The sequence below is a fragment of the Acidicapsa ligni genome, from assembly GCF_025685655.1.
Taxonomy (GTDB): Bacteria; Acidobacteriota; Terriglobia; order Terriglobales; family Acidobacteriaceae; genus Acidicapsa; species Acidicapsa ligni.
Genome location: NZ_JAGSYG010000003.1, coordinates 491528 through 517913, shown reverse-complemented (window position 1 = coordinate 517913; position 26386 = coordinate 491528). Strand labels below are relative to the sequence as shown.

The following is a 26386-nucleotide window of genomic DNA, read 5'->3' as shown; positions in this document are numbered from 1 at the left end:
ATTGTTTTAAGCTTTTGAATATCGCAGTAAATTTTGGCCTTCGGAGACGTGTTGCCGCGAATGAAAATCCCCTCCAAACGTTTCAGGTCTCCTGGCTTGTTATCCGGTCTTCTTCCCCGGTCCGTCTATTCCCTGATTGCCATTGCGCTGACCCTGGGTTCCACGCACGCAGAGGCGCAATTCCTCTGGCGTTCGATTGGGCCGTATGGCGGAGATGCGCGCTCTTTTGCCGCGGTCCCAGGCGAACCGCAGCACCTCTATCTCGGCAGCACCAATAGCTGGATCTTCGAGTCCCTGGATGGCGGCGCGAACTGGTCACGGCTAAGCAAAGTGGACGGCTCCGATGATTTGCTCGTCGATAGCGTAATTGTGGACGCAGCCGACCACCGGACAATCTTTGCCGGTGTGCATCGCCCCGATAAACCCGATGGCGGACTGTATGTCAGCCATGACGCCGGCAAGAGTTGGAAATCGGCCGACGCTCTGCACGGACAATCCGTTTTGTCCCTTGCCCAGTCGGCTTCCGATCCCAACATACTCATCGCCGGATCGCTGCAAGGGGTATTTCGGAGCAGCGATCACGGCGCTACATGGACCCTGATCAGTCCCGAAGGAAGCAAAGAAGTTCACGAAGTGGAGTCTCTCGCGATCGATCCTCGCAATCCCGAGATCGTTTACGCGGGCACATGGCATTTGCCTTGGAAAACCAAGGACGGCGGAAAGACCTGGCACAACATCAAGCAAGGCGTGATCGACGACTCCGATGTATTCTCGATCATTCTTGACCCTGAGCGCCCAAGCATCGTGTACGCCAGCGCCTGCTCCGGCATCTACAAGAGCGAGAACGCAGGGGAACTCTTTCACAAAATCCAGGGAATTCCAGCAACTGCACGGCGAACCCGTGTCCTGATGCAGGATACAAAGCATCGTGAAGTCGTTTATGCGGGCACAACCGAGGGCCTCTACCGTACCCGCGATGGCGGCCATGAATGGCAGCGCGTCACAGGATCGGACGTGATCATCAACGATATCTATCTCGATCCTCAGCATCCCGGCCACATTCTGCTGGCCACAGATCGTGGCGGAGTACTGTCGAGTACCGATGACGGAGCAAATTTCGCTGGCTCCAATCAAGGCTTTTCAGCTCGCAAAGTCGAGGCCATGCTCATCGATGCCAAAGACCCCAGGCAAATCTTTGCCGGCGTCGTCAACGATAAAACCTACGGCGGCGTCTTCCTCAGCAAGGATGCAGGCACAGGCTGGCAGCAGATCGCCGAAGGCCTGGACGGCCGCGACGTCTTTGCGCTCGCCGAGGCTAAGGACGGCACCGTACTCGCAGGTACCAATCACGGCATATTTGAGCTGGTAGCAGGGGACGGCGGGACCGCGTCGCATTGGGTAATGCGCAGTTCCATCGTGAACCACGGAACTAAGATTGTCAGCGTAATGAACGGCGGCAAAAAGATTAATCGCCTTGAGGACATTACGATTCCAGCCCGGCAGATGAGTTCGCGCGTGTCGGACTTCGATCTGACCGGCGACATGTGGCTGACAGCGACCGCGGAGGGACTCTTTACCAGTGCCGATCAAGGCACAACATGGCAAGGCGGCCTGGTTCTTGGTTCGGGAGCCTATCATTCCGTTGCGTCGATTGACGGCGAGTTGCTCGCGGCCCGCCGCGAGGGCGTTGTCTTCTCTAAAGACGCCGGTAAAACCTGGGAGCCGCTGCGAATGCCCTCCCGTGTGAAGGATATTCATCGCCTGGTATTCTCGCCGGATGGCGTCCTCTGGGTCGGCGCAGGCGACGGAGTCTATCTCTCGCGCGACAAGGGAAATACCTGGTTCTGGCTCGAAAAAGTACCAGTGCGCGACATCGACGACATGAGTTTTGACGCGAAAACCGGCCACATGCTGGCCAGCTCACGAAGCAGCCAGGTAGTCTACTCGATCGACCCGGCAACCTTCACCTTCACCGCAAGCACCACCGGATATCGCGTGTTTTTAACGCGCTCCGCCGGCGGAGTGAAGATCGCCGCCACATTGCAGGACGGAATCGTAGCAGAGCGCTAACCCTGGCATTCCCCGTATAAATGCCCACGGCAGCAGTTGCATGGCGTAGGCCCACGAATGCCTCCGGCGCGAAATGGGCGAATCATAATCCCCGATTCCGGTATCATCTCTATAGGTGGATTTCATGCAGGCACAGACGACAGACTCGAACCTTGGCGCGCGCCATTCTTTTCGGACATACGATACACAGCTTGAGCCCATCGCGGAGAAGGTATTCGCCGGGGAACGGCTGAGCTTTGACGACGGCGTTACTCTCTACGGCACCAGCGATGTGCTGGCCGTAGGCTGGCTGGCGAACCACGTGCGCGAACGCATGCACGGCGACGTGACCTACTTCAATGTCAATCGGCACATAAACCCTACGAACGTCTGCGTCGCTGCCTGCAGGCTTTGCGCATTCGGGCGCAAAAAAGGGGATGCCGCAGGGTACACAATGGCGCTGGAAGAGGCCTGGGAGACCGCTGCTTCCGGCTATTCCGAGGCCGTAACCGAGTTCCACATCGTCGGCGGCCTGCATCCTGACCTGCCGTTTGAGTATTTTCTCGACCTCGTCCGGGGCCTCAAGGTCCGCTTTCCCAAAGTCCACATCAAGGCCTTCACCATGGTGGAAGTCGCCTTCCTCGCGCGGCGTGCCAAGCTGACGATCGACGAAACGCTCGTCAAAATGAAGGAAGCTGGCGTGGACTCCATGCCCGGCGGCGGCGCTGAAATTTTTGCCTCCCGCGTCCGCAGCATCATCTGCGATCACAAAATCGACGGCAGCGAATGGCTGAATACCGCACGTCTGGCGCACAAGCACGGGTTCCGTTCCAATGCGACGATGCTCTACGGCCACATCGAAAACAACGAAGACCGTGTCGATCACATGGTAAAGCTGCGCGAAGTTCAGGACGAAACCGGCGGCTTCCAGACATTCATTCCGCTCGCGTTTCACCCCGAGCATACCGCTCTCGATCATTTGCCGGTGACCACCGGTCTGACGGACATCCGCCAGGTAGCTGTAGGTCGCTTGATCCTCGATAACTTCGCGCACATCAAGGCTTACTGGCAGATGCTGACACCCAAGATTGCGCAGATAGCCCTGCGGTTTGGTGCCGACGATCTGGATGGAACGGTTATCGAAGAAAAGATTTACCACGATGCCGGCGCAACCACCCCTCAGGGAATGACGCGCAGGGAGTTATCGCGACTTATTACCGAAGCTGGCCGCGTACCTGTCGAGCGAGATACTTTGTATCATCAGGTAACTCGTACCGAAGATAGTTTTGTCGTAGCCGTTTAGTAAGAGTCAAAAGGAGAGGCCAGCGCGATGGAAGTCTTTGGCATGGCTGGCCTCTTCGGACTGATCTTGGGATTCATGTTCGGCGTAGGCTGCGCGGCTGCAGTTATCTATACCGTTTATATGGGCGGATATCGCAAAGCCCTCGAAGATGGATTACAGCAAGAGAAGCCAAAACGCTATTTAGAAAATATAAATAAGGTTCACAACAAACTTTCCAAAAGCCAGCCCGGTTAATCCACCATAAAGCGAAGATTGCAGATAATTCCCATATCCCCGCACATAATAAAGAGAACCCAACCCAAAGGAATCTATTTCTGTTTCCGTTTCTGTTCTGTTCTGTTCTGTTCTGTTCTGTTTCTGCTTCTGTTCTGTTTTTGCTTTTGCCCTTGCCGTTCTGTCTGTCATTCCCGAAGGGAATCTGCTGTTAGCTCTTGCCCTAACTTCTCCAGCATTAATTCCACTGGGAATCCGTTTCTGCTTCTGTTTTTGCCCTTGCCGTTCTTCCTGTCATTCCCGCAGGGAATCTGCTTCATCCATCGCCCAAGCCACCATCAATCATCCCGAAAAAAAATCTGCCGCAGCCTCCCAAAAATCTACATAGCCCCCCTGGGAGTAAATTCACCCTTTATTCGCCTTAGCCAAGCGCCTACGGAGAATATTTAAAAAGCAGCAATACCAGTAATATGCTGGCCAATGATCAGAGCATGGATATCATGCGTGCCTTCATACGTAACAACAGATTCCAGATTCATCATGTGGCGCATGATCGGATAGTCCTCCGTGATGCCGTTGCCGCCGAGAATCTGACGGGCCATGCGCGCAGTTTCAAGAGCCATCCAGACATTGTTGCGTTTGGCCAGCGAGATCACTTCATGAGTCAGTGTGCCTGCGTCTTTCATGCGCCCGGCATGCAGCGATAGCAGTTGAGCCTTTGAAATTTCGCTGATCATCCACACTAACTTCTCTTGAACAAGCTGATGGCTGGCGATAGGTTCATTGCGAAACTGCTTGCGCATCTTGGCATATTGCAGCGCCGTGTCATAGCAGGACATAGCCGCCCCAATAGCTCCCCAGCTAATGCCATAGCGCGCCTGGTTCAGGCACATCAGCGGGCTTTTCAAACCGCCTGTTCCCGGCAGCAGATTGCTCGCGGGAATCTTCACTTCCTGCAAAGACAGGCCAGCAGTTACTGAGGCGCGGAGCGACCATTTACCGTGAACTTCATCGGCGCGAAAGCCATCGCGATCGGTCTCTACAAGGAAACCTCGAACCTTGTCCTCTTCATCCTCGACCTTGGCCCAGATGATCGCCACATCGGCTATCGTTCCCGAGGTGATCCACATCTTTTCACCGGTGAGAACGTACTCATCGCCAACCTTGCGCGCGCGAGTAGTCATGCCGCCGGGGTTGGAGCCGAAGCCCGGCTCCGTCAGCCCAAAACAGCCGAGTTTGCGGCCAGAGGCCAGCTCGGGAAGCCACTTCTGCTTTTGCTCTTCGCTGCCGAAAGTGTAGATGGGATACATGACAAGCGCGGACTGCACGCTGACGAAGCTGCGAAAGCCGGAGTCGCCTCGTTCGAACTCCTGCATCACCAGGCCGTATTCAACGTTGGACATGCCCGCACATCCGTACCCGTGCAGGTTGGCGCCAAAGAAACCAAGTTCACCCATAAGGGGAACCAGCTCACGCGGAAAGCGGCCCTCGCGGAAGCAGCCTTCAATGATCGGAATAACGTTGTCTTCGACGAACTGGCGTGCGGTGTTGCGGACTAGGCGCTCGTCCTCGTTAAGCAGTGTGTCGAATTTGAGGAAGTCTACATTCTGAAACTTGAAGCCCATCGTGGTATGCCTTTCGGTGGGCATCGCGAGTAGCGGACCCAAACGATTGAGGGTAGCAGATGGCAACAGAGATGGGGAAGACTAACGAAATGCCCAGGGAAAATGACAAGCGACATGACCAGTCGAAATAGCCTGCCGGAACGGCGAAATGAGATTGTACTGCACAACATGTTCGTGTAGTGAATTCAGGGAACAAATATGGTGCACTAAAGTACTGTGCGATTTATAAGTGCATGGGAGTATTACGCTGGCTTCCCTCGGACAGCCAAATACGACTTGAAATTGGAGGCTCACCATGCGTTTTTTCCCTGCGGTTGTTGCAGCAGTTCTCTGTGTGGCATCAGTTGGTGTCGCAAATGCACAGCAAAGCAACGCGGCTCGTTCCATCAACAACCCGGTTGCATCCACGAGGGTGTCAGGCGGCGGGTTAAGTTTTTCCTACGATGCCCAGCATGATCAGATCAATTCCTCGGGGCTTCAGGTAAGTAGTAACGCGGTAAAAGCAAATTCCGTGTCGCCCACAACCGGCACGGTTGAAGTAACACTCCTCATTAAACTGGGTTCGCTCTTTCCCAAGGGAACCGTATATCACTGCTCGGTCAATCTGCTTGGCGGGTTAATTGACCTTGATAACGGAACAGTCAATGGAGGTCTTGAGACCGCTTATGGAACCGGCAAAGCGATAGGCGGCGGCTTGGCGAGCTGCACACTCGCGATTCCTTATTCATGGACCTTACCGGCGGATTCAAACGGCGAAACCGGTTTGATCATTGCTTATGGAGTTTCGGCTGTAGGCGCCTCTTATCCAGGGGAGCACGGTCCTGTCTATCGCTCGACATTGCAGTTGGATGGAATTGAAAATCTGCCGGCGAATGCGACTACTTCAAAGTTCACGTTTGACGTAGCGCTTTAGTCGTTCCTTAAAGTCAGCCGCAGAACCAGCACAGCAGTAAAAATTCAGCCACGATGTTCATACCAGGTGAGCCTCGTGGCTGAATCTGTGCGTGCGATTGAATATTCACGCTGCAGGAACAACCGCATCGTTGATTTGAGATTCAAAGTTACTGAGACCTAAGAACCATGAGGCATTTAGATGTGTTCAAAAGTGCCCATGTCTACGTCAAGAATGGAGAATTTCATGAAAAAGATCGTGATGGCTCTTGCGTTTTCGCTTTTGCTGACCAGTGTTTCTTTTGCTGAAGATGAGGGCGCCAAGTTAGCAGATCGTATCGATGCCGCCCATGCTGTATTGCACGAGTTGATGGCTACTCCAGACAAGGGCGTTCCTCTGGATATCGCGTCCAGGGCCGAGTGCATTGCGGTTGTGCCTGGATTCAAAAAAGGCGCGTTTCTGATTGGTGCTCAGTATGGCCAGGGCGTCGCTACATGCCGCACCGGGCATGGATGGAGCGCACCTGTTTTCATTCAACTCACAGGAGCAAGCTTTGGCCTGCAGGCCGGTGGGCAGTCGACAGATTTGGTGCTGATTGGTGTAAGTCATCGCAGCTTGGATGACCTGTTGAAAGATAAGGTCAAGCTGGGTGGCGATGCCGCCGTTGCAGCAGGTCCAGTGGGACGTAACTCACAGGCGTCGACGACAGAGTTGGCGAATGCCGAGTTCCTGACGTATTCGCGCAGCAAGGGATTGTTTGCAGGAATCGATCTTACCGGTGACGTAGTAAACCAGAATGGCAAGGACACTGCCCGATACTACGGCAAAGACATTCCATACCGGACCGTCCTGAGCGGTGCCGTACCGACGCCAGCTTCCTCAGAACACTTCGTTCGTACCGTGAATGAGATGTTCCACAGGGGCCGTGCCAGAGAGGCAAAGTAAGAAAAGCAAAGTAAGCATACTTCTTTAAGCCAAATCTTTCATGCAATCAGCATCCCTGTTACCTGGGGATGCTGTTTTGCGTTTAGGCAAGAAACTCTTTAAGGAATGGATCCTGGCTGGAAACGAGTTGTTCCGTCGTGCCGTCGAAGACTACCTTGCTCTGGTGCAGCACGAGAAATGTAGTCTCGGCATTAGTCTCACCCTCGGGCAGTGGAACCATCTTGTTTTGGCTGGTGGAAAAGCGATGCGTAGCCAGGGTAAAGGCATCCTGCAGGCGATGCGTAACGAGGATTGAGGGTGTCTTGAAGAAGTCGCGCTGCTTGATGACCAGTTCGTCGATCGTGGTCGAGGTTACGGGGTCGAGGCCGCCAGTAGGCGAGTCGTAGAGTAGGAACTGAGGCTGATCGATGATGGCGCGGGCAATGGCGACGCGTCTGCGCATGCCGCCGGAGAGGCTTGCCGGAAGCATATCGTAGGTGTGCTCTAACTCAACGAAGCGCAATGCTTCCCGAACACGGCGATCGACTTCATCCACAGGGAGATGACGCTCCATGAGCTGATAACCGACGTTATCGCGAACAGTAAGAGAGTCAAAGAGAGCACCCTCCTGAAAGACCATGCCGGTGCAGGTGCGCAGTGCAAGGAGCTGATGCTCCGGCATGGAGGAGATTTCCTGGCCGAAGAGATAGATGCGGCCCGAGTCGGGACGCAGGAGGCCGTTGGCGAGCTTGAGGATAACGCTTTTCCCCGCACCGGCAGGGCCCAGGAGGATGCGGGTTTCAGCAGGCGCAACGCTGAAGCTTACGTTGTCGAGGACAGGTTCGCCACCGAAGCTGATGGTCACATTTTCAAAAACGATGACAGAGAGCGCGGCGCTATCAGGCGTCGCGGCAGGCTCGCAGTGGGCTCCGGGTTGGGGATGCGTACTCATCGATTCATCGATTCATTGATTCATTGATTCATTGATTTATTGATTTATTGATTTATTGATTCGCTGATTCATGATTCATTGATTCGCGGAAATTAAAAACCGGGGAAGATCCAAAGCATAACGCGGCTGAGGATGAAGTCGGAGAAGATGATGAGGACCGAAGATGCTACGACGGCCTGCGTGGTGGAGCGGCCAACGCCCTGGGTTCCGCCCGAGGTTTTCATGCCAAAGAAACAGCCGATGGTGGAGATGATAAAGCCAAAGAAAAGAGGCTTGGTGAGGCCCTGTGCGATGTCGGAATAAACAAGCGCCTGGTAAGCGGAGGTGAAATACTGTGTCCCGTTTTGTGCGCTCATGAAGACGGAAACGAATGCTCCGCCAGCGGTGCCCACGGTGTCGGAGACGATAGTGAGCAGGAAGAGCATGATCACCGTGGCCAGTACGCGGGGAGAAACCAGCTTCTTCATGGGGTCTGTCCCGAGCGCGCGCATGGCGTCTATCTGTTCCGTCACGACCATGGAGCCGAGTTCCGAAGCCATGCCGCTGGCATTGCGTCCGGAGACCATCAGGCCGGTAAGAACGGGCGCGAGTTCGCGGATCATGGACAGCGAGACGAATCGGCCAGTGTAGGCCTGCGCTCCGAACTGAGCCAGCGAGGCGGCAGACTGAAGGGCTAGAACGCCTCCGGTAAAGAAGCCGGTGAGAACCACGATCGGAAGGGAACCGACGCCGATGAGGTCGCACTGGGCGAGAACGTCGCTCCAGTAGTGCGGACGGCGGAAGAGATTGGCGACAGCCTGCGAGCAGAAAAGGGTGTAATCCTGCACGGCAAGGAGCATGCGCTTGGCGATGACGTCGAGAGGATCTATGGGCATGGCGTGTGCTCGATCGGGTGCCGGATTTTGTGCTGGCTGCCCAGGTTGACTATTCGCGTCTGGGCCTTTACCGCTTATGGTCAGGATAGCGTATCAGAACTAAAAACAGGGATGTTTGCCATGAAACAGAAATGTTTGCCACGAAACAGAAATGTTTGCCACGGATAGAAATTGCAATGAGAAATCCGCGTATCTGAGGCTGAGGTGCATCTAAACCACGATGATGGCATTTCTGCAATCCATGAAACGCGCCAAAGCCCCTACAGGCCTGCGAGCCGCTGCTGCTGGAGGGAAACACTCCATGCTCCACTGGCTGGTGAGCCTGGGGGCTCTGGGGCTCTTTGCAGTGGCCATCCTTGATTCTTCCGTGATCCCGCTGCCCTTGCCGGGGAGCACGGATTTACTGCTGTTGCTGCTGACGGCTCACAGAGGCACGTCACTGTCGATGGCGATTCTACTGACGGCAAGTGCTTTGGCTGGATCGCTGGTGGGAGGGTATTTCACCTGGAGCACCGGCCGCAAGGGCGGCGAAGTGATGTTGGAAAAGCGTGTGCCGGAGCGGTTTTTACATAAGCTGGTCGAGTGGGTTGAGCGACATGGCAGTCTTTCAGTGGGGCTGGCCGCTTTTTTGCCGCCGCCGATTCCGCTGACGCCTTTTCTGCTGGCGGCTGGAGCGTTGAAAGTGCCGCGCTTGCGGTTTCTGGCGAGTTACGGTCTTGGCCGAACGGCGCGGTACGGGCTGCTGGCATGGCTTGGATTTACCTATGGCCGGTACGTGGTGCGGCTGTGGGAGAAAACACTGGCGGGATGGACGGCGCCCATCCTATGGACGTATTGCAGCCTGTTAACGGCTGGAATTGGATACGGCGTCTGGAAATACCTGCGCGGCAGGCGCATGGGTAAGCAGGCCGCTGCGACGGCATAAGTCTGAAGTCCATAAATCTGAAGACCGGCAACAGCTAAAGAAAAATTGCCACCGAGTTGGCGGGGAGAGTCATTTCTCCATCCGTCACTGTCACATCCTTATGCGAACTGAGGATGAGCCGTTTGCCCTTCGGCATTGCGATGAGCTGCCTGTCATTGCCCAGGTTGCATTGCACAGTCACCTCGCCACGGGACATGGATAACCACATCTCGCGTTGATCCTCGCTTTGGTTATGGCTGATGTGTGTATGTCCCGGCTCGCCGTGATTCAGGGATGGCGTGGTTCGCCGCAGCCGGATTAACTCGCGATACCAGGTCAGCATCTCTTCGTGCTGGCCGTTGTTCACTTCGTCCCACTTCAGCTTTGAGCGCTCAAACGTCTCCCGCTTCTCGGGATCGGGAATCAAACTCGGCTCCCAGCCAAACGAGGCGAACTCTCTCTTGCGTCCCTCAGAAACAAGCCTGGCCATCTCTGGATCATCGTGGTCGGCGAAGTATTGAAATGGCGAGGAAGCAGCCCATTCCTCGCCTTGAAACAACAGCGGCACAAATGGACCGAGCAACACCAGGGCCGCAGCAATTTTGGCGCGGTCGAAACCGACGACTTCCTGCAGTCTGTCACCGATCGCGCGATTTCCGACCTGATCATGATTTTGAATGAATCCTACAAACCGATGCTGCGATAGATTTCCCGCAGGCCGCCCGTGAACACGATCACGAAACTTGGAATAGATTCCGTCGTAAACAAAATTTCGTTCGAGAGTTTTTGCCAGTTGGCTCAGCTCGCCAAAGTCTGCATAGTATCCATCTGCCTCCTCGGGATTGAGTGCCGCGAACAGTGCATGATGAAAATCATCGTTCCATTGCGCATCCATCCCAAGACCATTTGCTTCGCGGGGAGTGATCACTCGCGGGTCGTTCAGGTCGCTCTCTGCAATCAGTACAAGGCGGCGCGCAAGGGTCGTTTCCAATGCCTCGACTTCAATCGAAAGCTGCTCAAGAAAATGAATGGCCGAACGATCAACGAATCCATGCACCGCATCCAGCCGTAGCCCATCGATGTGAAAATCACGCATCCACATCAGCGCGTTATCGCAGAAGAATCTTCGTACCTGATCCGCACCGGAGTCTTCAAAGTTCACCGCACCGCCCCACGGAGTCTGATGGGCCTCCACAAGATAAGGGCCAAACTTTCCCGTGTAATTTCCAACCGGACCGAAGTGGTTATAGACAACATCAAGCAGCAGGGACAGGCCTTTTCCATGCGCCGCATCGACAAACCGCTTTAGAGCATCCGGTCCGCCATAGGCTTCATGTACGGCAAACAACGCGACGCCATCGTAGCCCCATCCGCGGTCTCCTGCGAAAGATGCAACCGGCATCAGCTCTACATGTGTCACGCCGAGGTCTACGAGATAGTCCAGTTTGCTGATCGCGCTATCCAAGGTGCCTTCCGGTGTAAAAGTACCGATGTGCAACTCATAGATCACGCCGCTGGCCAACGGTGGGGCGCTGAAGTTTGCATCGCCCCAGACAAATGCCTGCTGATCATATACACGTGACAGGCCATGTACTCCATTGGGCTGACTGAGAGAACGCGGATCGGGATAGAGCTTCGAATCATCGTCGATCTGATAGCCATAATCAGACCCGGCTGTGGCTTCCGGTATATCGAGCCGCCACCAGCCTCGTTCGTCGGGGCCATACATCGGTAATGTGGCGCTATTCACTCTCACTGCCAGCTTCTTCGCGCGTGGAGCCCAAATCTCGAATCGGTGCATGGCTACTCCGTCTCCCGTGTAAGCAACGCAACTGGAAAGTGCTGCAATAGCGTTTGCACTCGCAACCGGCCACCCTTGATTACATCGCCAGTGAGCGCGTTTTTCCAATTGCCTTGCGGCAAATTCAATGTCGTCGATGCCCAGCTATCGCCGAGTTTTAAAGTCCAGCGAGGAACTATTGTGACCACGTGAGATCCGCGAAGATAAGCCACAACATGTTCGCGTTTCAGGCCTTCTGCGAGCAGGGGCGTATAGCCTGCGTCCGCGCCAAACCACTCTGGATGTTGACGGCGAAGAGACAGAGCTTTGTGAGTCACCCACATCTTCGGCACTCCTCTATCGATCTCGCGCATGATCTCTTCTGCGAGCATCCCTTTTTTCAGATCGTTCAATATTGTTCGGCGCGTTTCGTAATCGACAGGTCTGCGATTGTCTGGATCGACGAGGCTAAGATCCCATAGCTCGCTGCCCTGATACGTGTCCGGCACTCCTGGCGCTGTGAACTTTACCAGCGTCTGCACAAGACTGTTGATGCGCCCTGCTTGCAGTACTCGGCCGACGAACGCTTCCAACTCTGCGATGAATTCAGGCGACTCAAGAATGCGTTCGATGAAGTTTCGCAATGCCTCTTCAAATTCCTTGTTCTGCTGCGTCCAACCGGTTTGTTGTTTGGCTTCGCGTGTTGCCTTTTCCATGTAGGCCGTCAGGCGATCTTTTGTAACTGGCCACGCGCCGATCAAGGTCTGATATAGAAAGCACTCCGTGTTTCGATCAGGAAAGTTTGCAGTGCGAAACTGTGCGTTCATGCGCGACCATCGATTCAGAACAGCTCTCCATCGTCCGGGAATTTCAGTGATGGTCGCGAGCCGTGCTCTCACATCGTCGGCACGCTTTGTATCGTGCGTGGAGAGCGTTGTCATCGTCAATGGATGGGTTGCCTGCATCTTCGCGGAATAGTCGTGAAACTCCGCAACGGAAATGCCATCGCAGCCTGGATCGTTGCCTACTTCATTCAAACCGATCATTCGATTGAAGCAGTAAAACGCGGTGTCCTCAACACCCTTGGCCATCACCGTTGAGGTGAATTGCTGGAAACGCATTAGAAATTCGCTTTCCACTTTTCCTCGTACGCGCAATGTCAATACATCCGCGATGAAGTCAAAGAGTCCTGCATCTAAATCCTGTCTTCGGTCTTTGGCTAAAGCGATTGCTTTCTCGATATTCGCGTGATCCTCATCTACGATGCGGTCGCGATCTGCGACTACGTAGGTGCGATAGACAGGGAAGAACGAAGCTACCTCACGAAGCGCACGTCGAATCTCGGCACGCGTGTAATCGCGGCGGTCGCGGTTGTTCTCGCATATCTCCACAAACAGACTGGCCAGGCGGTTAATGTCGCTGCCCAGAGCTTCCTGCTCTACCATTTGCTTTTTCTGGTGCGATAATTCCGCAAAGTCGATCGGCTCATTTGTGAATTCGCTGTAGGTCTTTGTCAGCTCGATCAGGCCCTCGCCATGAACAATGAGGCGATTGCACACGTTCATGAAGTCATAGCCGCTGGTTCCCTGAATCGGCCAGCTCTCGCGGAGAAACTCTCCCGGCTCAAGAATCTTCTCGCCTATGATCCATGCATCTGGCGCACGTTTTCTCAAGCGTTCAAAGTATTGCAGGGGATCGCGTAAACCATCGGGATGATCGATACGCACGCCATCCAATGTGCCGTCTTCAAGCCACTTCAAGATTCTGCAATGTGTTGCCTCGAAGACGTGCTCTCTCTCCATGCGCAACCCGATGAGAGTATTTACGTCGAAGAATCGACGATAGCCCAATTCCTGATCGGCAGTGGGCCAATAGGCCAGTCGATAGCTCTGCTGATTCAGCACGTCATCCAATGCGTCGATTTCATGATTCAACTCATCAACGCCGCGTGAGATTGCAGCCTGTACCTCTGGCTGTTTTTCGCAGAGCTGCTTCAACAATCCGTAGATTACGGTTTTGTCGCGGTGTCTTGCGCTTGCGGCTCCCCGATCGATGGAGTCAGGAGATGGCAACGCTAAAAAGCTGGCGGCAATGAAGTGAAGCGTGTCATTGTGCGCATACTCCGCGGCCCTGGTAAGTAAGCTCGATAGAGATCTCGGCGCGACAGGAAAGAGATTGTCGACATAGCGTATCTGGAAGCGCTCGCCGGTGTACTCCATCCTGATGCGGCCAGAACTCAGGACACGTCCATACTGGTCGTCCAATACAGGGATTAACACTTTGTTCTGCAGCTTCACCTCAGCGGAGTGCCAATCGATATCGAACCATGTTGCATACCGGCTCGACGGACCATTCTCGATGACGTCCCACCAGTAGCGGTTCTGTTCTCCGAGCGCCATGTGATTAGGCACGATGTCCAGCACCTGGCCAAGGCCGAGATCTTTCAACCGCTGGCAGAACAGGCTATGTCCTTCTTCGCCGCCAAGCTCTTCATTCGGTCGCTGGTGATCCACCACGTCATACCCATGTGTACTGCCAGAGACTGCCTGGAGATACGGCGAACAGTACACATGCGAGATGCCCAGTGCCTCAATATAATCGGCTACGCCTGCTGCATCCTCAAAGGTGAAGCCCGCATACAACTGCAGACGGTATGTGGATAAAGGTATCTGGGGCATAAGTCGATTCCATCCTCAAGAGTGGCGTCAAAAATGACGGATAGGATCGATGGGGCTGCTTGCCGGATTGGTCGTTGGTGTGACGCTGTGTTCGCTGGAGCGGTCTGCATGGCTCTCAAGGGATCGGCTTACAAGATCGCGAGAACCAAGGCCTACTGCGAGTGCGAGCGTGAGAACGATTCCTCCGAAGAGAATTCCAAAGGCGAGTTCAACGACATTGCCGCCAATTTGAAGGTGGTCGAGGACCATTGCAGCCGTCAACACCAACACCAGCCACTTGACTCCGAGTGCGAGGAAGCGCGCATATTGCAACTGCGCATTGACTGCTCCGATGAGGACAGTGCGTGCGAGAAAGCGCGCAACGAGATTGCCCGCAACGAGAATCAGAATCGCTCCTACCGCGTGTGTCAGGTAGGGAAGGAGTGAGATGGGAAGCGTAGCTCCTGTTGCGTAAGACGCATCGAAGGCAGAGACGCCGATGATGAGGCCAAGCAAAACACATGCCCAGAACGTTGCACGGCTAATGAGCGCTGTCGGTGAACTTGAAGGCATCCAACCATCGCTGACGTTGTCACGCGCCATGCGCGCATCAAATTTTGCCATCGTGAGTCCGCGTCTAAGCAGCGCAGACAGTGCCATTCCGATCACGGTGAAGAGAATCAATGCAACGATAAACGCGAGGATGCCAGGCAGGATAGCGACCAGGAGCGAGAGAACACGGTTCAGCGATTGAAACAACGCGTCCGACATGTGGTGCCAGATCGAAGTGTTATCCACGTAAGCAGGCTGGTTTATTGGAAATGCATCTGTCTGGAGCATGGTTGCGAAGACGTATGTCATAGGAATTACTCCTTGAGTCAACTCTTGCTACGAACTAGCGATGGCGAATCAATCAAATAAAAGTGCGATACAAAAGGCCGCGATGGGTATCACGGATTGAATCTGTCAGGCCATCTCCAACGTGAGACAAGATAAGGTTTGTCAGCTTCAAACGCTGCTGCAACTGTCTCGATGTGCCGCTCGGATTCCACACCAGAGGCGATGACATTGATGTGGCTGGCGGCCCACGCAAGATAGAGCGGTGTGAGTGCACCGAGCAAATGTCCACGATTGATGGTGCGAAGCCGGTAGGCCAGCAGAAAGTCGAATATGATGCGTGCCCACAGGCTTTCCGGCATGTGAAAGACGGCAGGGTCGATGATGGAGAGACGCTTGAGTCCGAGCAGGGAATTCGGCGGTAGAACGAGTGACCAGATCTCGCGCAGATTTGTATAAGCCAGCCGGAAAGTATCAAGCATGGGAGCGATGTCTGTCGCGGCTTCTATCGAGAGAGGCTGGGCGATGGCAGGGCGCGCGGGCGGCAGGGTACGTGTTCGCTGCCAGAATGCGGCCTTCGCATCCACGTCGGCGAAGAGTGAACCTGCTACGAGAGCAAGAATGCTGTTGAGGTCCGCCTCTATCGGCACAGGAAGAGTGCGTGGGCCAACATCGAATTCCTGGATAGCGAAGCCTGCGACCGCAGCTTCGTCGACGGGCCAGATAAGCGCATTATTCTGATTTGACGCAGTGAATCGTTGGCCTGCGGCGGCAAGGCGCTCTGCCATGCGTAATGAAAGACCAAGATCAATGGCCAGCGGAAACCGTGCACGCTGAGCGAAGAGTGCACGTGTCAGGGGATAGAGAATTGCAGAGTTGACCAACCCCGCATTCCGAGGAAGATCGTAGTGAGGCATGGCCAGATCGATAGAGTCTGCAATGACGGCGTTGGCAAGCTCAAACAGGCCGGATGAACTCAATGATTCTGATTCAGGCCCGAGCATGAGAATTGCGCGTGCTTCATTCTTCTGCGCGAGTTGATAAGCATTGACGAAGTCTGCTGCGGTGAAGGTCCAAGACGCGTTGGTTGCAGGTGCCTGTATGATTCGCAGCGCTGGATGCGTATCGAAGGTCAGTGAATCGGGTGTGGCGATGAGCAGGTCTTCTACCGGAAGCGATTGGCTCAGCTTGTCGAGGAGGGCGCTGAGCTGTTCCGGCGTCATTGAAGCGATGAGCACGAGCAGACTGGCTCCGGTGCGCGCAGGAGCGTGAGCCAGGTCTTGACTTGTATCGGGAATCGGGTTTGCTGTCGCCATCGTTACCTTCTTGAGAACCGAATAATCGCTTCTGAAAACTGCTCACCGGTTGAACCGGAGTGGAGAGCTACTGATCAGGATTCGAGCGCGAGAATACCGCTCAGTGGAATACGAAGCCATTCGGGTCGGTTGTTGAGTTCATAGAGCAACTCATAGAGAGCTTTCTCCAATAGATAAGCGCTTAAAAGAGCCTGCGATTGTTGCGGCGAAGGCAGGATAGATGGATTTGCTGCAATCCCTTTGCGATAGGCTTGCAGGAATTCAGTGGAAGCGGAATCCTGCCAGAGTATTTCCCACGCAGACAAGGCTTCTGTTCCAGAGCTGCGGGAGGATTCCGGATTCGCTGCGAGATGTTGATTCAGGCCCGAATGCGCGGCGTAGGAAAAAGATCGGAGCATCCCTGCGACATCTTTCAGAGGCGATTGCTTTTGACGACGCTCCGATAGCGGCCTTGCGGGCTCGCCTTCAAAGTCCAGGAGAACGAAATCCCCGGCATCTGTTGCAGACCCAACTGGCGCGGCTGTGCGTAGAGTTTGCCCGAGATGATAATCGCCGTGAATGCGGATTCGCAGGCCGCCGGGCGCTGAACTGGTGATCGCATGTGCGCGAGAAAAGAGGTTGATGCGACGAGACAGCAGCAGTCCGGCATTGTCTGCGGTGAGATCTTTGAGGGTCGAAAGTTTGCTCTTGAGCGCTTCAAGAGTGGACGTGATCTGCGCGTCGATTCGGCGAGCATCGTTGTTGAGATCGGCAGCGGTAATAGGCTCGGCTGCGAAGGCAGGATCATGAGTCGGAGTAGCCAGCGCCAGATGCATTTCTGCTGTACGGCGACCGAGCAGCGCAGCGGCCTCAAGCGATGCGCGCGCGTGTTCGAAGGCTTCGCGAGGTAGTTCGCGATCGATGAGGAAGCTGGCCGGTGTTGCTGCTGGCGGAGCGGGCAGAGAGGCAACTGAAGCGAAGTAGTTCTTCAACTCATCGAGGAACCACTGCCAGCCATCCCCTTCGTTGGCTACGAGCCCTTGAAGCATGGCGACTGTGGTTTTTTCTCCGCCGATCGGCGTTATATCTATCTCACCAAAGAAAGGTGCGATGCGGGGAAAGTGCGCAATTTCAGTGAGAAAACGTCCGATTTCAACGTCTGGATTTTCGCCTGGTTGCAGACGTCTGAACAGCTTCAAGATCAGATCTTTGCCGTAGAGGATAGATGTGTTCGACTGCTCCGCGGAGCCGACTCGCGAGCTGGTTGGATGCGTAAGATGCAGCGCGGAGAAAGCGCTCGATGCGTATGCCTGCAACTTGCCCGCAGAGTGCACATTGAGCCTCTCAGAATGTGGCGAAGAGGCTGCCTCACCTGGTTGAGCATCGAGTGGAGCGGGCACTACTGGAACGGCCACAGAGGACGCGGGAGCATCTGCAATGTTCGATGCATCACTCAAGCCCGTCTCGTCAGATGAGGGGATGCGCAGTGTTGAGAGTGCGAGTGGTTCATTGCGTTCAATGAGTGTGAGCAGCCGCAGGCGCAGGTCTTCGCGACTGGTTGCGTCATACAAAATTGCCGGGCCTGCTTGTGAGGTAATCGTTGCAAGTATGCTTTGAGGATTGCTTACGGCGAATTCTTCAGCCCTGGTGCCTGTGCTGATAGCGAGAGGAAGCTGATAGGTTTCTGAGACGCCATCGGCATACGTAATCTCAATGAAGACCAGGGCCGTAGGAATGCCGCTGCCGGCAAGAGTATCAGCGCTCGAAGAGTTACCAGCGTCGAGCGGAATCTCTGCCCAGTCGAGCACGTTCAGTGCCTGAATGGTGCGTGTCTTGGCACCAAACCATCGTTGACGTGGCAGCCATGCGCGCAGGGCATTTTCTAAAAGAGAGCCTGCATTTGAGATCAGCCCGGTCCAGCCGAGAGTCATCAGATCGAGCGCGTCTGCTGCCATGCTGGCTGTAACGCCGAGAATATCGGCAACGTTAGCCAGCTCTGCGTCCTCGGGAGAAGATAGAGCGGAATCCACCTTTGCGCTGGCTGGCTGCAGTTCAAGCCAGAGGAAAGAATACGGCGCAAGCGAAAGCGCATAAGGCGCTTCAGTGATGGTGGGGAACGGCACGTAGCCAAGCATCTCGACGGGTTCCAGGCCAGCATGGGTAGCCAGATCTAACGATACTGGCTGCGCGAAGCGACTGAGATTAGCAACACAGAGGACAGTTTCGTGTGAGCCATCGCCCCGGTCGAGATCGCGCAGGTAGGCGAGGATCTTACGATTTGCGGGGTTTAGAAATGTGAGTGTTCCGCGCCCGAAGACCTGAAAGAGTTTACGCAGGGCGATCATGTTGCGGGTCCAATGCAGCAGGCTGGATTGGTCGCTCAGTTGCGCTTCTACGTTGATGACCTGATAGCCATAGATGGGGTCCATGACGACAGGAAAATAGAGCCGCGCGGGATCGCACTTTGAGAATCCTGCATTGCGGTCGGAGTTCCATTGCATCGGAGTGCGAACACCGTTGCGGTCGCCAAGATAGATGTTGTCGCCCATGCCCAGTTCATCGCCGTAATACATGATGGGCGTTCCAGGGAAGCTCAATAGCAGCGAATTCAGCAGTTCTATGCGGCGGCGATTGTTGTCGACGAGAGGCGCGAGGCGACGGCGAATACCGACATTGATCCGCATACGTGGGTCTGCCGAGTAGGCGAAGTACATGTAGTCGCGCTCATCGTCCGTGACCATCTCAAGCGTGAGTTCATCATGGTTGCGAAGAAAGAGACCCCACTGGCAGTTGTCTGGAATCGCGGGTGTCTGGGCCATGATGTCGGTGATGGGCAGGCGGTCTTCCTGGCGCAGAGCCATGTAGATGCGTGGCATCAGCGGGAAGTGAAATGCCATGTGGCATTCATCGCCATCGCCAAAGTAAGGACGCACATCGGCAGGCCACTGATTGGCTTCAGCTAGGATGAGACGGTTGGCGTAATCGGCGTCAATCGCGGTGCGGATGGCTTTTATAGCCGCATGCGTCTCGGGCAGATTTTCGCATGAGGTGCCGTCGCGTTCTACAAGGTATGGAATAGCATCCATGCGCAGAGCGTCGACACCCATGTCGAGCCAGAAGCGCATGGCTTTCAGCACCTCTTCAATCACCGCGGGGTTATCGAAGTTGAGGTCCGGCTGATGAGAAAAAAACCGGTGCCAATAATAGGCTTTGGCTGTTTCGTCCCAGGTCCAGTTTGATTTTTCCGTATCGGTGAAGATGATGCGGGCATCTTTGTAAACCTGATCGCTGTCAGACCAGACGTACATCTCGCGCGCTGCAGAGCCCGGTGCGGCAAGACGAGACGCCTTGAACCAGGGATGCTGATCGCTGGTGTGATTGATGACCAGCTCGATCATTACCTGCATGTTGCGCTGGTGTGCTGCATCGAGAAACGCTTTGAAGTCATTCAGCGTTCCGTACGATGGATTGACATCGACGTAGTTCGCAATGTCGTAGCCGTCATCGCGCAATGGTGAAGGGAAGAAGGGCAAAAGCCAGATGCATGTAACGCCGAGATCCTGCAGGTAATCGAGACGCGAAAGAAGCCCCGGAAAGTCCCCGATGCCGTCGCCGTTGGAGTCAGCAAAGGCACGAACATGCAATTCATAAATGATCGCGTCTTTATACCAGAGGGGATCGGTTGCGCTTGCGAGCTTCTTCAATCGTCTATTCTCCGAGCTATTGGATGCACTCTATGCTGTGATCCGGCTACGTTGCCGCCTGCTGAATCTGATCAGACCGGGCGGATAATACGAAAGATGTGCGCTGGTTGGCGGTCAGGTTTGAGAGCCACGTAATTCCTGCGATCTTGCCAAGTGTAGGCTACTCCTGTCAGCAGGTCTTCGACGATAAAGTCCTGGTTGGAAGGTATGCCGAGTTTTTCGAGATCGAGATGAATCCAACTGGATTGCTCATTGAACGGATCCAGATTGATGGCGACAAGAACGGTGTTTTCGAAATCGGAGGTCGATTTTGAATAGCAGAGAATCTGTGGGTTTTCTGCATCGTGAAAGTGCAGCGAAAGATTCGATTGCAACGCTGGATTGGCGCGACGGATCTGGTTGAGAGACGTGATCAGGGGAACAATTGTTCCCGGTCCGTTACGATCGCGCTGACGAATCTGAAATTTTTCACTGTCGAGATATTCTTCCGATTCGGTTTTGCCCACGGGCGGAGTTGCCGGAGTATTTTCGCCCAGCTCATACGCGGGGCCGTAGATGCCGTAATTGGCAGTCATGGTTGCAGCGAGGATCAGGCGTTGCATAAAGGCAGGGCGACCGCCCTGCTGTAACGACCGATGCAGTATGTCGGGCGTGTTGGGCCAGAAGTTCGGTTGAAAGAAATCGCTGACAGGCGGCCTGGTGATCTCTTCGAGATAGGTCTGTAACTCGTCCTTGTCTGTGCGCCAGGTGAAGTAGGTGTAAGACTGCGTAAAGCCGCGCTTGGCAAGCGAATACATAACGTGCGGACGAGTGAAAGCCTCCGCCAGGAACAGCGTATCCGGATAGTGCTCGCGCAGCTTGCCGAGGCACCACTCCCAGAAGGGAAGCGCCTTGGTGTGTGGATTGTCCACGCGGAAGATATGGACGCCGCGCTTGATCCAGAATTCAAAGACGGAATAAAGCTCGTCCCACAAGCCGCGCCAGTCATGCGACTCGAAGTTCAGCGGATAGATATCCTGATATTTCTTCGGAGGATTTTCAGCGTATTGAATGCTGCCATCGGGTCGGGTGACGAACCAGTCGGGGTGCTCCGTTACCCACGGATGATCGGGGGAACATTGGAAGGCAATGTCCAGCGCGATTTCGAGACCGTGTGCCTTCGTTGCGGCGACCAGCTTGTCAAAGCTCTTGAATGTTCCCAACTGTGGGTGAATCGATTTGTGGCCGCCGTTATCCTCTTTGTTTTTGGCCGAGGCCAGCGACTTGTCTCCGATGGCCCAGGGGCTGCCGAGGTCGCTTTCTACAGAGGTTGTGGAGTTGTTCGGTCCCTTGCGAAACGCGCGGCCAATGGGGTGGATTGGCGGCAGATACAGCACATCAAAGCCCATCTCTGCGATTTCGGGAAGCTGATTTTCCACGTCGGCAAATGTTCCATGCTGCCCCGGTATGGACGAAGCAGAACGGGGGAACAGTTCATACCATGCGGAGAACCGGGCGCGTTCGCGATCGACCCAGAGTGGCAGTTCAGGCGCGTAGCGGGTCGCAAGCGTGAGATCAGGATAGGAACTCACCAACGCTTCGATTTCGGGCGTCAGCGGGTATTCGTACAGATCGGCATTCTGATCCGCCTCGGCTGTGAGGGATTCGGCCACCTGGAGCAGGCGCCTGGAGTCGGCACCGCGTGCTTTTTTTGCTGCATCGCGAATCAGGATCGCGCCGGAACGAAAGGCCAGCGGAATATCCTGTGGAGTTGCATTCGGATCGGGATTTTGCGGATCGGGCTGCGCCGCGAGCCGCTTTTTCGTATCGCTGACCCAGGTGTCGAAATGATCGATCCAGCCTTGAACGGTGAAGCTCCAGGAGCCGAGCTTGTCCACTTGGAATGAGCCAGTCCAGAGGTCATTGGATGTGGCAGTCATCGGTGCGGAGATCCAACGTTTGTCGGAGTTTTTGCGGTACAGGAGTCGCGCCGCCAGATGGTCGTGGCCGTCGGCAAAGATAGCAGCGCTTACGACGACTTCATCGCCGACAATGCGACATGCGGGATAAAGGCCTGCGTTGACTCCGGTGCCAATTTGTGGAGTTACCTCTTCGATGACAACGCGATTACGACCATGGATTGGCTTCGTGGTACTCATCGCTGGACTCCCAATCTCGCCGTGAGGGGGTTAACAGTGAACAGGTGGGATAGATGAGCTGAGAGATTGAGAATACCGGAATTCAATAAAGCCATATAGATAGAGATGCAAGAACACGGTACCGGGGTTACTTGGAGAGCTGAAAGCGCCGGTTTTGATCAGCTTCCCGGCTCTTCGTTTAATGCTGGGACAAGAGGTGCGGGGATAATGCCTAGCTCTTCGTAGATGGGGCGCATGGCTTTTCGGACAGTCTTCATCTGCGTGAAGAACCAGATCGAACCCAGGATGCAGGCCACGCCGCTGACCATGACTGTGCCGGGAGCTCCGATGAGATTGGCGAGAGAGCCCGCGAGCAGGCTTCCGAAGGGAGCCATGCCGACGAAGGCGACCGTGTAGTAGCTCATGACGCGCCCTCGCTTGTCCTGAGGAACTATGGTCTGGATGATGGTGTTGCTGGCGGTGAGGCCCTGCATCATCCCGTAACCGATCAGTGTCATCAGGACCAGCGATAGCCAAAGGATATGCGAGAGGCCGAAGAGAATGAGTCCGGCACCGAAGCAGGCGGCGGCAATGGGGATCATCTTGAGCAAGCCGCGAACAGATTTGCGGAGCACCAGAGACAGCGCGGAGGCAAGGGAACCGACACCCATAGCGGCCATGAGGAATCCCAGCGTGTGCGGGCCACCGTGGAGCACCTGTGCGGCAAAGATGGGCATCAGCACGATGAAAGGCATACCCATGAGGCTCACCAGCGCGAAGAGCAGCAGAATGGTGCGAATGGGAACGAATGCGCGGACGAAATCCCACCCCTCTTTAAGCTGATCGAAGAGGGAAGCCTGTGATTGGGCGAGCTTTTCCGCAAAGGCCCGGACGGTGGTGAGGCGCATCAGGAGCAGCGACGCGATCACCGCAATATAGCTGATGCCGTCGATGAGAAAGCACCAGCCCTCGTTTGTGACCGCGATAAGCATTCCGGCAAGCGACGGGCCGATGAGACGGGCGAGGTTGACCATTGAAGAATTGATGGCGATGGCGTTGGAGAGATCGGCGCGTTCCTCGACCATCTCCATCATGAAAGATTGGCGGCCAGGCATATCGAAGCCGTTGATGCAGCCCTGGAAGGCGCTAAGGATCAGGATTTCAGGGATGGTGATGCGGTGGGTAAGAGTCAGCGCGGCAAGGGTCAGGGATTGCACCATGGCGAGAGCCTGCGTCCACACAAGAACAGTGCGGCGGTTCCAGCGGTCGACGAGGACGCCTGCCAGCGGGGCGACCAGGAAGGTAGGAATCTGGCCGATGAAGCTCACTGTCCCCAGTAGAATGGCCGAGCCGGTAAGCCTGTAAACGAGCCACGAAGTGGCCACGCGGGTCATCCATGTGCCGATGAGGGAGATGCTCTGCCCGCTGAAGAACAGGCGGAAATTGCGGTGCCTCAAAGCACGCCAGGCATGGGAGATACCTGTGCTCTGGGGTGCAGGAGTGGAAGTGGTCACATGGATAGGATGACATGAACAGCTTCCAGGTCGCAGAAGGAAGGCGTTTTCCGCAGCGGCTTCCCTGGGTAGGATGAACGCCGTTTTCGGGCTGATTTAGTAGTTTTTTGTAGCATTTTGCTCACCCGCCCTTGTGCGAATCTGCAAGAGGACGGGTGACGCAAAGGTTGCTCTTATCTATCGACTTTATCGACTTTTATCGGCCAGAATGATCGTGCGAACCGGACTCCGCGCCGGAGAGAGTTATGTCTACGGGATTCTTTGCGAAGTGATCCAGAGACTGCTCCATCTGCTCCAGGAGCGCGTGAGCCATTTCGCGGGTGAAGCCGTGGCGGACGAGGATGCGCTGAATCACCAGATCTTCACGGTTGGCAGGCATGGAGTAGGCGGGGACCAGCCAGCCGCGTTCGCGCAGGGCGTCGGCCAGGTCGTAGAGCGTGAAGCCGGCGTTTGCGGGGTCTTTCAACTCCCAGCAAAGGCCCGGGATGCCGTCGGTGCCGTCATAGATGATTTTGAATGGGCCTAGCTCGCCGATTTTCTCCGCGAGATAACGGCCCAGCGCATAGCACTCCGTCTGAATTTTGCGATAGCCCTCTTTGCCCAGGCGAAGGAAGTTGTAATACTGGCAAATGATTTCGCCGCCGGGGCGAGAGAAGTTCAGCGCGAAGGTAGGCATGTTGCCGCCGAGATAGTTCACGTCAAAGATCAGCTCTTCCGGCAGATCGTGCTTTTCACGCCAGAGCGCCCAGCCGACTCCGAGTGGGGCCAGGCCAAATTTGTGGCCGGAAGCGTTGATGGATTTAACGCGAGGCAGACGGAAATCCCAGTGCAGGTTTGGATGGATGAAAGGTGCGAGGAATGCGCCGCTGGCTCCATCGACATGGATCGGGATATCGAGGCCGGTCTCTGCCTGCAGCTTATCGAGGGCGTCGCTGATTGCGAGAACGGGTTCGTACTGCAGCGTAAAGGTCACGCCGAGAGTGGCGATGATTCCAATGGTGTTTTCATCGCAGCGCTTGAGGACTTCTTCAGGAGTGAGCAGCAGGCGGTCGCCTTCCATCGGTACTTCGCGAATCTCGACATCGAAGTAGCGGCAGAACTTGTGCCAGCAAACCTGGACGGGCCCGGTGATGAGGTTCGGAGTCTCGATGGATTTACCGGTTGCTTTGCGACGCTTGCGCCAGTTCCACTTGAGAGCCAGGCCGCCGAGCATGGCTGCTTCGCTGGAGCCGGTGGTGGAGCAGCCGATGGTGGTTGCAGCTTCCGGCGAGTTCCAGAGATCGGCGAGCATGTGGATGCAGCGTTCTTCAATGGCTGCAGTCTGCGGATACTCATCTTTGTCGATCATGTTCTTGTCGGCGCACTCGACCATGAGGCGCTCGACTTCAGGCTCAATCCACGTGGTGCAGAAGGTGGCGAGGTTTTGCTGCGAGTTGCCATCGAGCACGAGTTGATCGTGGATGGTGGCGTAGACGGATTGCGGGTCCTGCTCAGCCTCGGGAAACTCGTAGGTTTCTGTCTGATCGTTCAATACTTCGGATTCGATTTCGCTGGTGGGAGCAGCGGTAAGTTCTTCGGTAGCGTGCAGGGCCATGACTGATCTCCTGTGACTGAGAGTCAAAGTGTAGCGGGTAGCTGCAGGGCTCCGGGAAGAAAAGACGATGAATCGAAATTGAGCCGGTTCATGCAGCCGAACGGGGAGGAGAGTAATATGTGTGCATGAGACGACTCGTCGTGCTTGCGCTGGTTTTGATTGGGACCTTGATCCCGGTCTGCGCGCAGCGAGGAGGAGGCCATGCCGGAGGCGGCGGATTTCACGGTGGTTCTTCAGGCCGCGCCGCGTCGGGATTCAGAGGCGGGTTCAGCGGATCTGGCTCGTCTCATGTCCAGTCTCGTATTCCATCTCGCACCCCATTCGGCACTTCGCTCGGTCAACGTTATGCTGGCGGTCAACGCTTCTCCGGCAACAGGTTTGGTGCAGGCTCACCTGGCATTCGGGCGGGAAGTTATGGCGGCTATGACCGCTCCGCCGGGTTTGCAAACAGCCGCTCTGGTTACCGCAATGGAGATCACTCGCATCGACCTCCTTATAGATCTCCCTACCGGGCTGATTACCGGGTTGGCGTTTTGCCGGGTGCAGGATGGTCAGGTGGGGGTTGGTCAGGTGCAGGATGGATCGGTTCTGACTATCTTGGATATCCCGATGACGACGGTGACGGCGATTACGGCGCCTATCCCAACGATGCTGGAGATGGGGCGTATGCCGATGACGGCTATGAGGCATCGCCAGATGAACAGGGTCCGCCGCCGCCTTATCTCGCCTACCGGCAGTCGTATGACGCGCCGCATCCGTTGGATTTATCGGCTCCGCCTCGTTCATCGGCTGCTCCGCTGAGCGAGAGTGCGGTTACGCTTGTCTTCAAAGATGGCCGCGCTCCAATCCAGGTTCACAATTACATCCTGACGCGGACTACGCTTTCGATTCTGGATCAGAGCCATCGGATTATACCGGTTAGCGAGCTTGATCTTGCTGCAACGGAGAAAGCTAATCGGGATGCTGGCGTGGATTTTGATCTTCCCGGCACTGCCAATTAGGGGTCACCATACCAGACGTCAAAATCGTACGATAAGGCATTCGTTGCGAAAACCTTTCGCCATCGCAAAGCTTATTTTCAACATGTTTGTGCAACAGATCGATCCACTTGTCCGAGAAGCCCGTTTTACGGACAGATGGCCTACCCCGCC

At 55.3% G+C, this 26386-nt stretch carries 18 protein-coding genes; 7 read left to right on the top strand and 11 right to left on the bottom strand.

Annotated elements, in window-relative coordinates; translation table 11 throughout:
• The first annotated feature begins 60 nt into the window (after positions 1–60).
• The 3 genes from OHL19_RS12565 (at position 61) to OHL19_RS12555 (ending at position 3586) form a co-directional block, all read left to right on the top strand.
• A complete protein-coding gene (locus OHL19_RS12565) occupies positions 61–2070 on the top strand; it encodes a WD40/YVTN/BNR-like repeat-containing protein (protein ID WP_263358045.1) in 2010 nt (669 codons plus the stop codon).
• 124 nt (positions 2071–2194) lie between these two features.
• Positions 2195–3352 carry an aminofutalosine synthase MqnE gene (gene mqnE / locus OHL19_RS12560; protein ID WP_263358044.1) on the top strand — a complete coding sequence of 386 codons (1158 nt, stop codon included), beginning with the start codon at positions 2195–2197 and terminating at the stop codon, positions 3350–3352.
• 27 nt (positions 3353–3379) lie between these two features.
• On the top strand, positions 3380–3586 hold the full coding sequence (locus tag OHL19_RS12555) for a hypothetical protein (protein WP_263358043.1): 207 nt from the start codon (positions 3380–3382) through the stop codon (positions 3584–3586).
• A gap of 425 nt (positions 3587–4011) precedes the next feature.
• Here OHL19_RS12555 and OHL19_RS12550 read toward each other — a convergent pair whose 3' ends face one another.
• Positions 4012–5214: an acyl-CoA dehydrogenase family protein gene (locus OHL19_RS12550; RefSeq protein WP_263358042.1), complete on the bottom strand. Its 1203-nt coding sequence runs from the start codon at positions 5212–5214 to the stop codon at positions 4012–4014.
• Positions 5215–5485: 271 nt separating this feature from the next.
• Here OHL19_RS12550 and OHL19_RS12545 point away from each other — a divergent pair, with 271 nt between their 5' ends.
• Together OHL19_RS12545 and OHL19_RS12540 are read left to right on the top strand one after the other, a co-directional pair.
• On the top strand, positions 5486–6103 hold the full coding sequence (locus OHL19_RS12545; protein WP_263358041.1) for a hypothetical protein: 618 nt from the start codon (positions 5486–5488) through the stop codon (positions 6101–6103).
• Between the two features lie 225 nt (positions 6104–6328).
• Positions 6329–7027, top strand: a complete 699-nt coding sequence (locus tag OHL19_RS12540) for a lipid-binding SYLF domain-containing protein (protein WP_263358040.1) — start codon at positions 6329–6331, stop codon at positions 7025–7027.
• An 82-nt stretch (positions 7028–7109) separates the two neighbouring features.
• On the opposite strand, the gene OHL19_RS12535 is transcribed toward OHL19_RS12540, so the two are convergent.
• Both OHL19_RS12535 and OHL19_RS12530 read right to left on the bottom strand, forming a co-directional pair.
• Positions 7110–7958, bottom strand: a complete 849-nt coding sequence (locus OHL19_RS12535; protein ID WP_263358039.1) for an ABC transporter ATP-binding protein — start codon at positions 7956–7958, stop codon at positions 7110–7112.
• A gap of 92 nt (positions 7959–8050) precedes the next feature.
• On the bottom strand, positions 8051–8833 hold the full coding sequence (locus OHL19_RS12530) for an MlaE family ABC transporter permease (RefSeq protein ID WP_263358038.1): 783 nt from the start codon (positions 8831–8833) through the stop codon (positions 8051–8053).
• Between the two features lie 220 nt (positions 8834–9053).
• Here OHL19_RS12530 and OHL19_RS12525 point away from each other — a divergent pair, with 220 nt between their 5' ends.
• A complete protein-coding gene (locus OHL19_RS12525; RefSeq protein WP_263358037.1) occupies positions 9054–9758 on the top strand; it encodes a YqaA family protein in 705 nt (234 codons plus the stop codon).
• A gap of 34 nt (positions 9759–9792) precedes the next feature.
• Here OHL19_RS12525 and treZ read toward each other — a convergent pair whose 3' ends face one another.
• The 8 genes from treZ to OHL19_RS12485 form a co-directional block, all read right to left on the bottom strand.
• Positions 9793–11538: a malto-oligosyltrehalose trehalohydrolase gene (gene treZ / locus OHL19_RS12520; RefSeq protein WP_263358036.1), complete on the bottom strand. Its 1746-nt coding sequence runs from the start codon at positions 11536–11538 to the stop codon at positions 9793–9795.
• 2 nt (positions 11539–11540) lie between these two features.
• Positions 11541–14195: a malto-oligosyltrehalose synthase gene (treY, locus tag OHL19_RS12515; RefSeq protein ID WP_263358035.1), complete on the bottom strand. Its 2655-nt coding sequence runs from the start codon at positions 14193–14195 to the stop codon at positions 11541–11543.
• Positions 14196–14222: 27 nt separating this feature from the next.
• On the bottom strand, positions 14223–15035 hold the full coding sequence (locus OHL19_RS12510) for a hypothetical protein (RefSeq protein ID WP_263358034.1): 813 nt from the start codon (positions 15033–15035) through the stop codon (positions 14223–14225).
• A gap of 89 nt (positions 15036–15124) precedes the next feature.
• Positions 15125–16327, bottom strand: coding sequence for a hypothetical protein (locus tag OHL19_RS12505; RefSeq protein ID WP_263358033.1), 1203 nt, complete (start codon positions 16325–16327; stop codon positions 15125–15127).
• Positions 16328–16401: 74 nt separating this feature from the next.
• Positions 16402–20010: a maltose alpha-D-glucosyltransferase gene (gene treS / locus OHL19_RS12500; RefSeq protein ID WP_263358032.1), complete on the bottom strand. Its 3609-nt coding sequence runs from the start codon at positions 20008–20010 to the stop codon at positions 16402–16404.
• A gap of 71 nt (positions 20011–20081) precedes the next feature.
• On the bottom strand, positions 20082–22148 hold the full coding sequence (locus OHL19_RS12495; protein WP_263358031.1) for an alpha-1,4-glucan--maltose-1-phosphate maltosyltransferase: 2067 nt from the start codon (positions 22146–22148) through the stop codon (positions 20082–20084).
• Between the two features lie 158 nt (positions 22149–22306).
• A complete protein-coding gene (locus tag OHL19_RS12490; protein ID WP_263358030.1) occupies positions 22307–23584 on the bottom strand; it encodes an MFS transporter in 1278 nt (425 codons plus the stop codon).
• Positions 23585–23837: 253 nt separating this feature from the next.
• The gene (locus tag OHL19_RS12485) at positions 23838–25235 is read right to left on the bottom strand and encodes a glutamate decarboxylase (RefSeq protein ID WP_263358029.1); all 1398 of its coding nucleotides are present in this window, start codon (positions 25233–25235) and stop codon (positions 23838–23840) included.
• 125 nt (positions 25236–25360) lie between these two features.
• Here OHL19_RS12485 and OHL19_RS12480 point away from each other — a divergent pair, with 125 nt between their 5' ends.
• Positions 25361–26236: a hypothetical protein gene (locus OHL19_RS12480; protein WP_263358028.1), complete on the top strand. Its 876-nt coding sequence runs from the start codon at positions 25361–25363 to the stop codon at positions 26234–26236.
• Positions 26237–26386 lie beyond the last annotated feature (150 nt).

Excerpts from the sequence above, each read along its gene's own strand:
- OHL19_RS12480 (WP_263358028.1), top strand. The coding sequence starts at position 25,361 with ATGAGACGACTCGTCGTGCTTGCGCTGGTTTTGATTGGGACCTTGATC.
- OHL19_RS12550 (WP_263358042.1), bottom strand. The coding sequence starts at position 5,214 with ATGCCCACCGAAAGGCATACCACGATGGGCTTCAAGTTTCAGAATGTA.
- treY (WP_263358035.1), bottom strand. The coding sequence starts at position 14,195 with ATGCCCCAGATACCTTTATCCACATACCGTCTGCAGTTGTATGCGGGC.
- OHL19_RS12505 (WP_263358033.1), bottom strand. The coding sequence starts at position 16,327 with ATGGCGACAGCAAACCCGATTCCCGATACAAGTCAAGACCTGGCTCAC.
- OHL19_RS12545 (WP_263358041.1), top strand. The coding sequence starts at position 5,486 with ATGCGTTTTTTCCCTGCGGTTGTTGCAGCAGTTCTCTGTGTGGCATCA.
- OHL19_RS12530 (WP_263358038.1), bottom strand. The coding sequence starts at position 8,833 with ATGCCCATAGATCCTCTCGACGTCATCGCCAAGCGCATGCTCCTTGCC.
- mqnE (WP_263358044.1), top strand. The coding sequence starts at position 2,195 with ATGCAGGCACAGACGACAGACTCGAACCTTGGCGCGCGCCATTCTTTT.
- OHL19_RS12535 (WP_263358039.1), bottom strand. The coding sequence starts at position 7,958 with ATGAGTACGCATCCCCAACCCGGAGCCCACTGCGAGCCTGCCGCGACG.
- OHL19_RS12565 (WP_263358045.1), top strand. The coding sequence starts at position 61 with ATGAAAATCCCCTCCAAACGTTTCAGGTCTCCTGGCTTGTTATCCGGT.
- OHL19_RS12555 (WP_263358043.1), top strand. The coding sequence starts at position 3,380 with ATGGAAGTCTTTGGCATGGCTGGCCTCTTCGGACTGATCTTGGGATTC.
- OHL19_RS12540 (WP_263358040.1), top strand. The coding sequence starts at position 6,329 with ATGAAAAAGATCGTGATGGCTCTTGCGTTTTCGCTTTTGCTGACCAGT.
- OHL19_RS12495 (WP_263358031.1), bottom strand. The coding sequence starts at position 22,148 with ATGAGTACCACGAAGCCAATCCATGGTCGTAATCGCGTTGTCATCGAA.
- treZ (WP_263358036.1), bottom strand. The coding sequence starts at position 11,538 with ATGCACCGATTCGAGATTTGGGCTCCACGCGCGAAGAAGCTGGCAGTG.
- OHL19_RS12485 (WP_263358029.1), bottom strand. The coding sequence starts at position 25,235 with ATGGCCCTGCACGCTACCGAAGAACTTACCGCTGCTCCCACCAGCGAA.
- OHL19_RS12525 (WP_263358037.1), top strand. The coding sequence starts at position 9,054 with ATGATGGCATTTCTGCAATCCATGAAACGCGCCAAAGCCCCTACAGGC.
- OHL19_RS12510 (WP_263358034.1), bottom strand. The coding sequence starts at position 15,035 with ATGACATACGTCTTCGCAACCATGCTCCAGACAGATGCATTTCCAATA.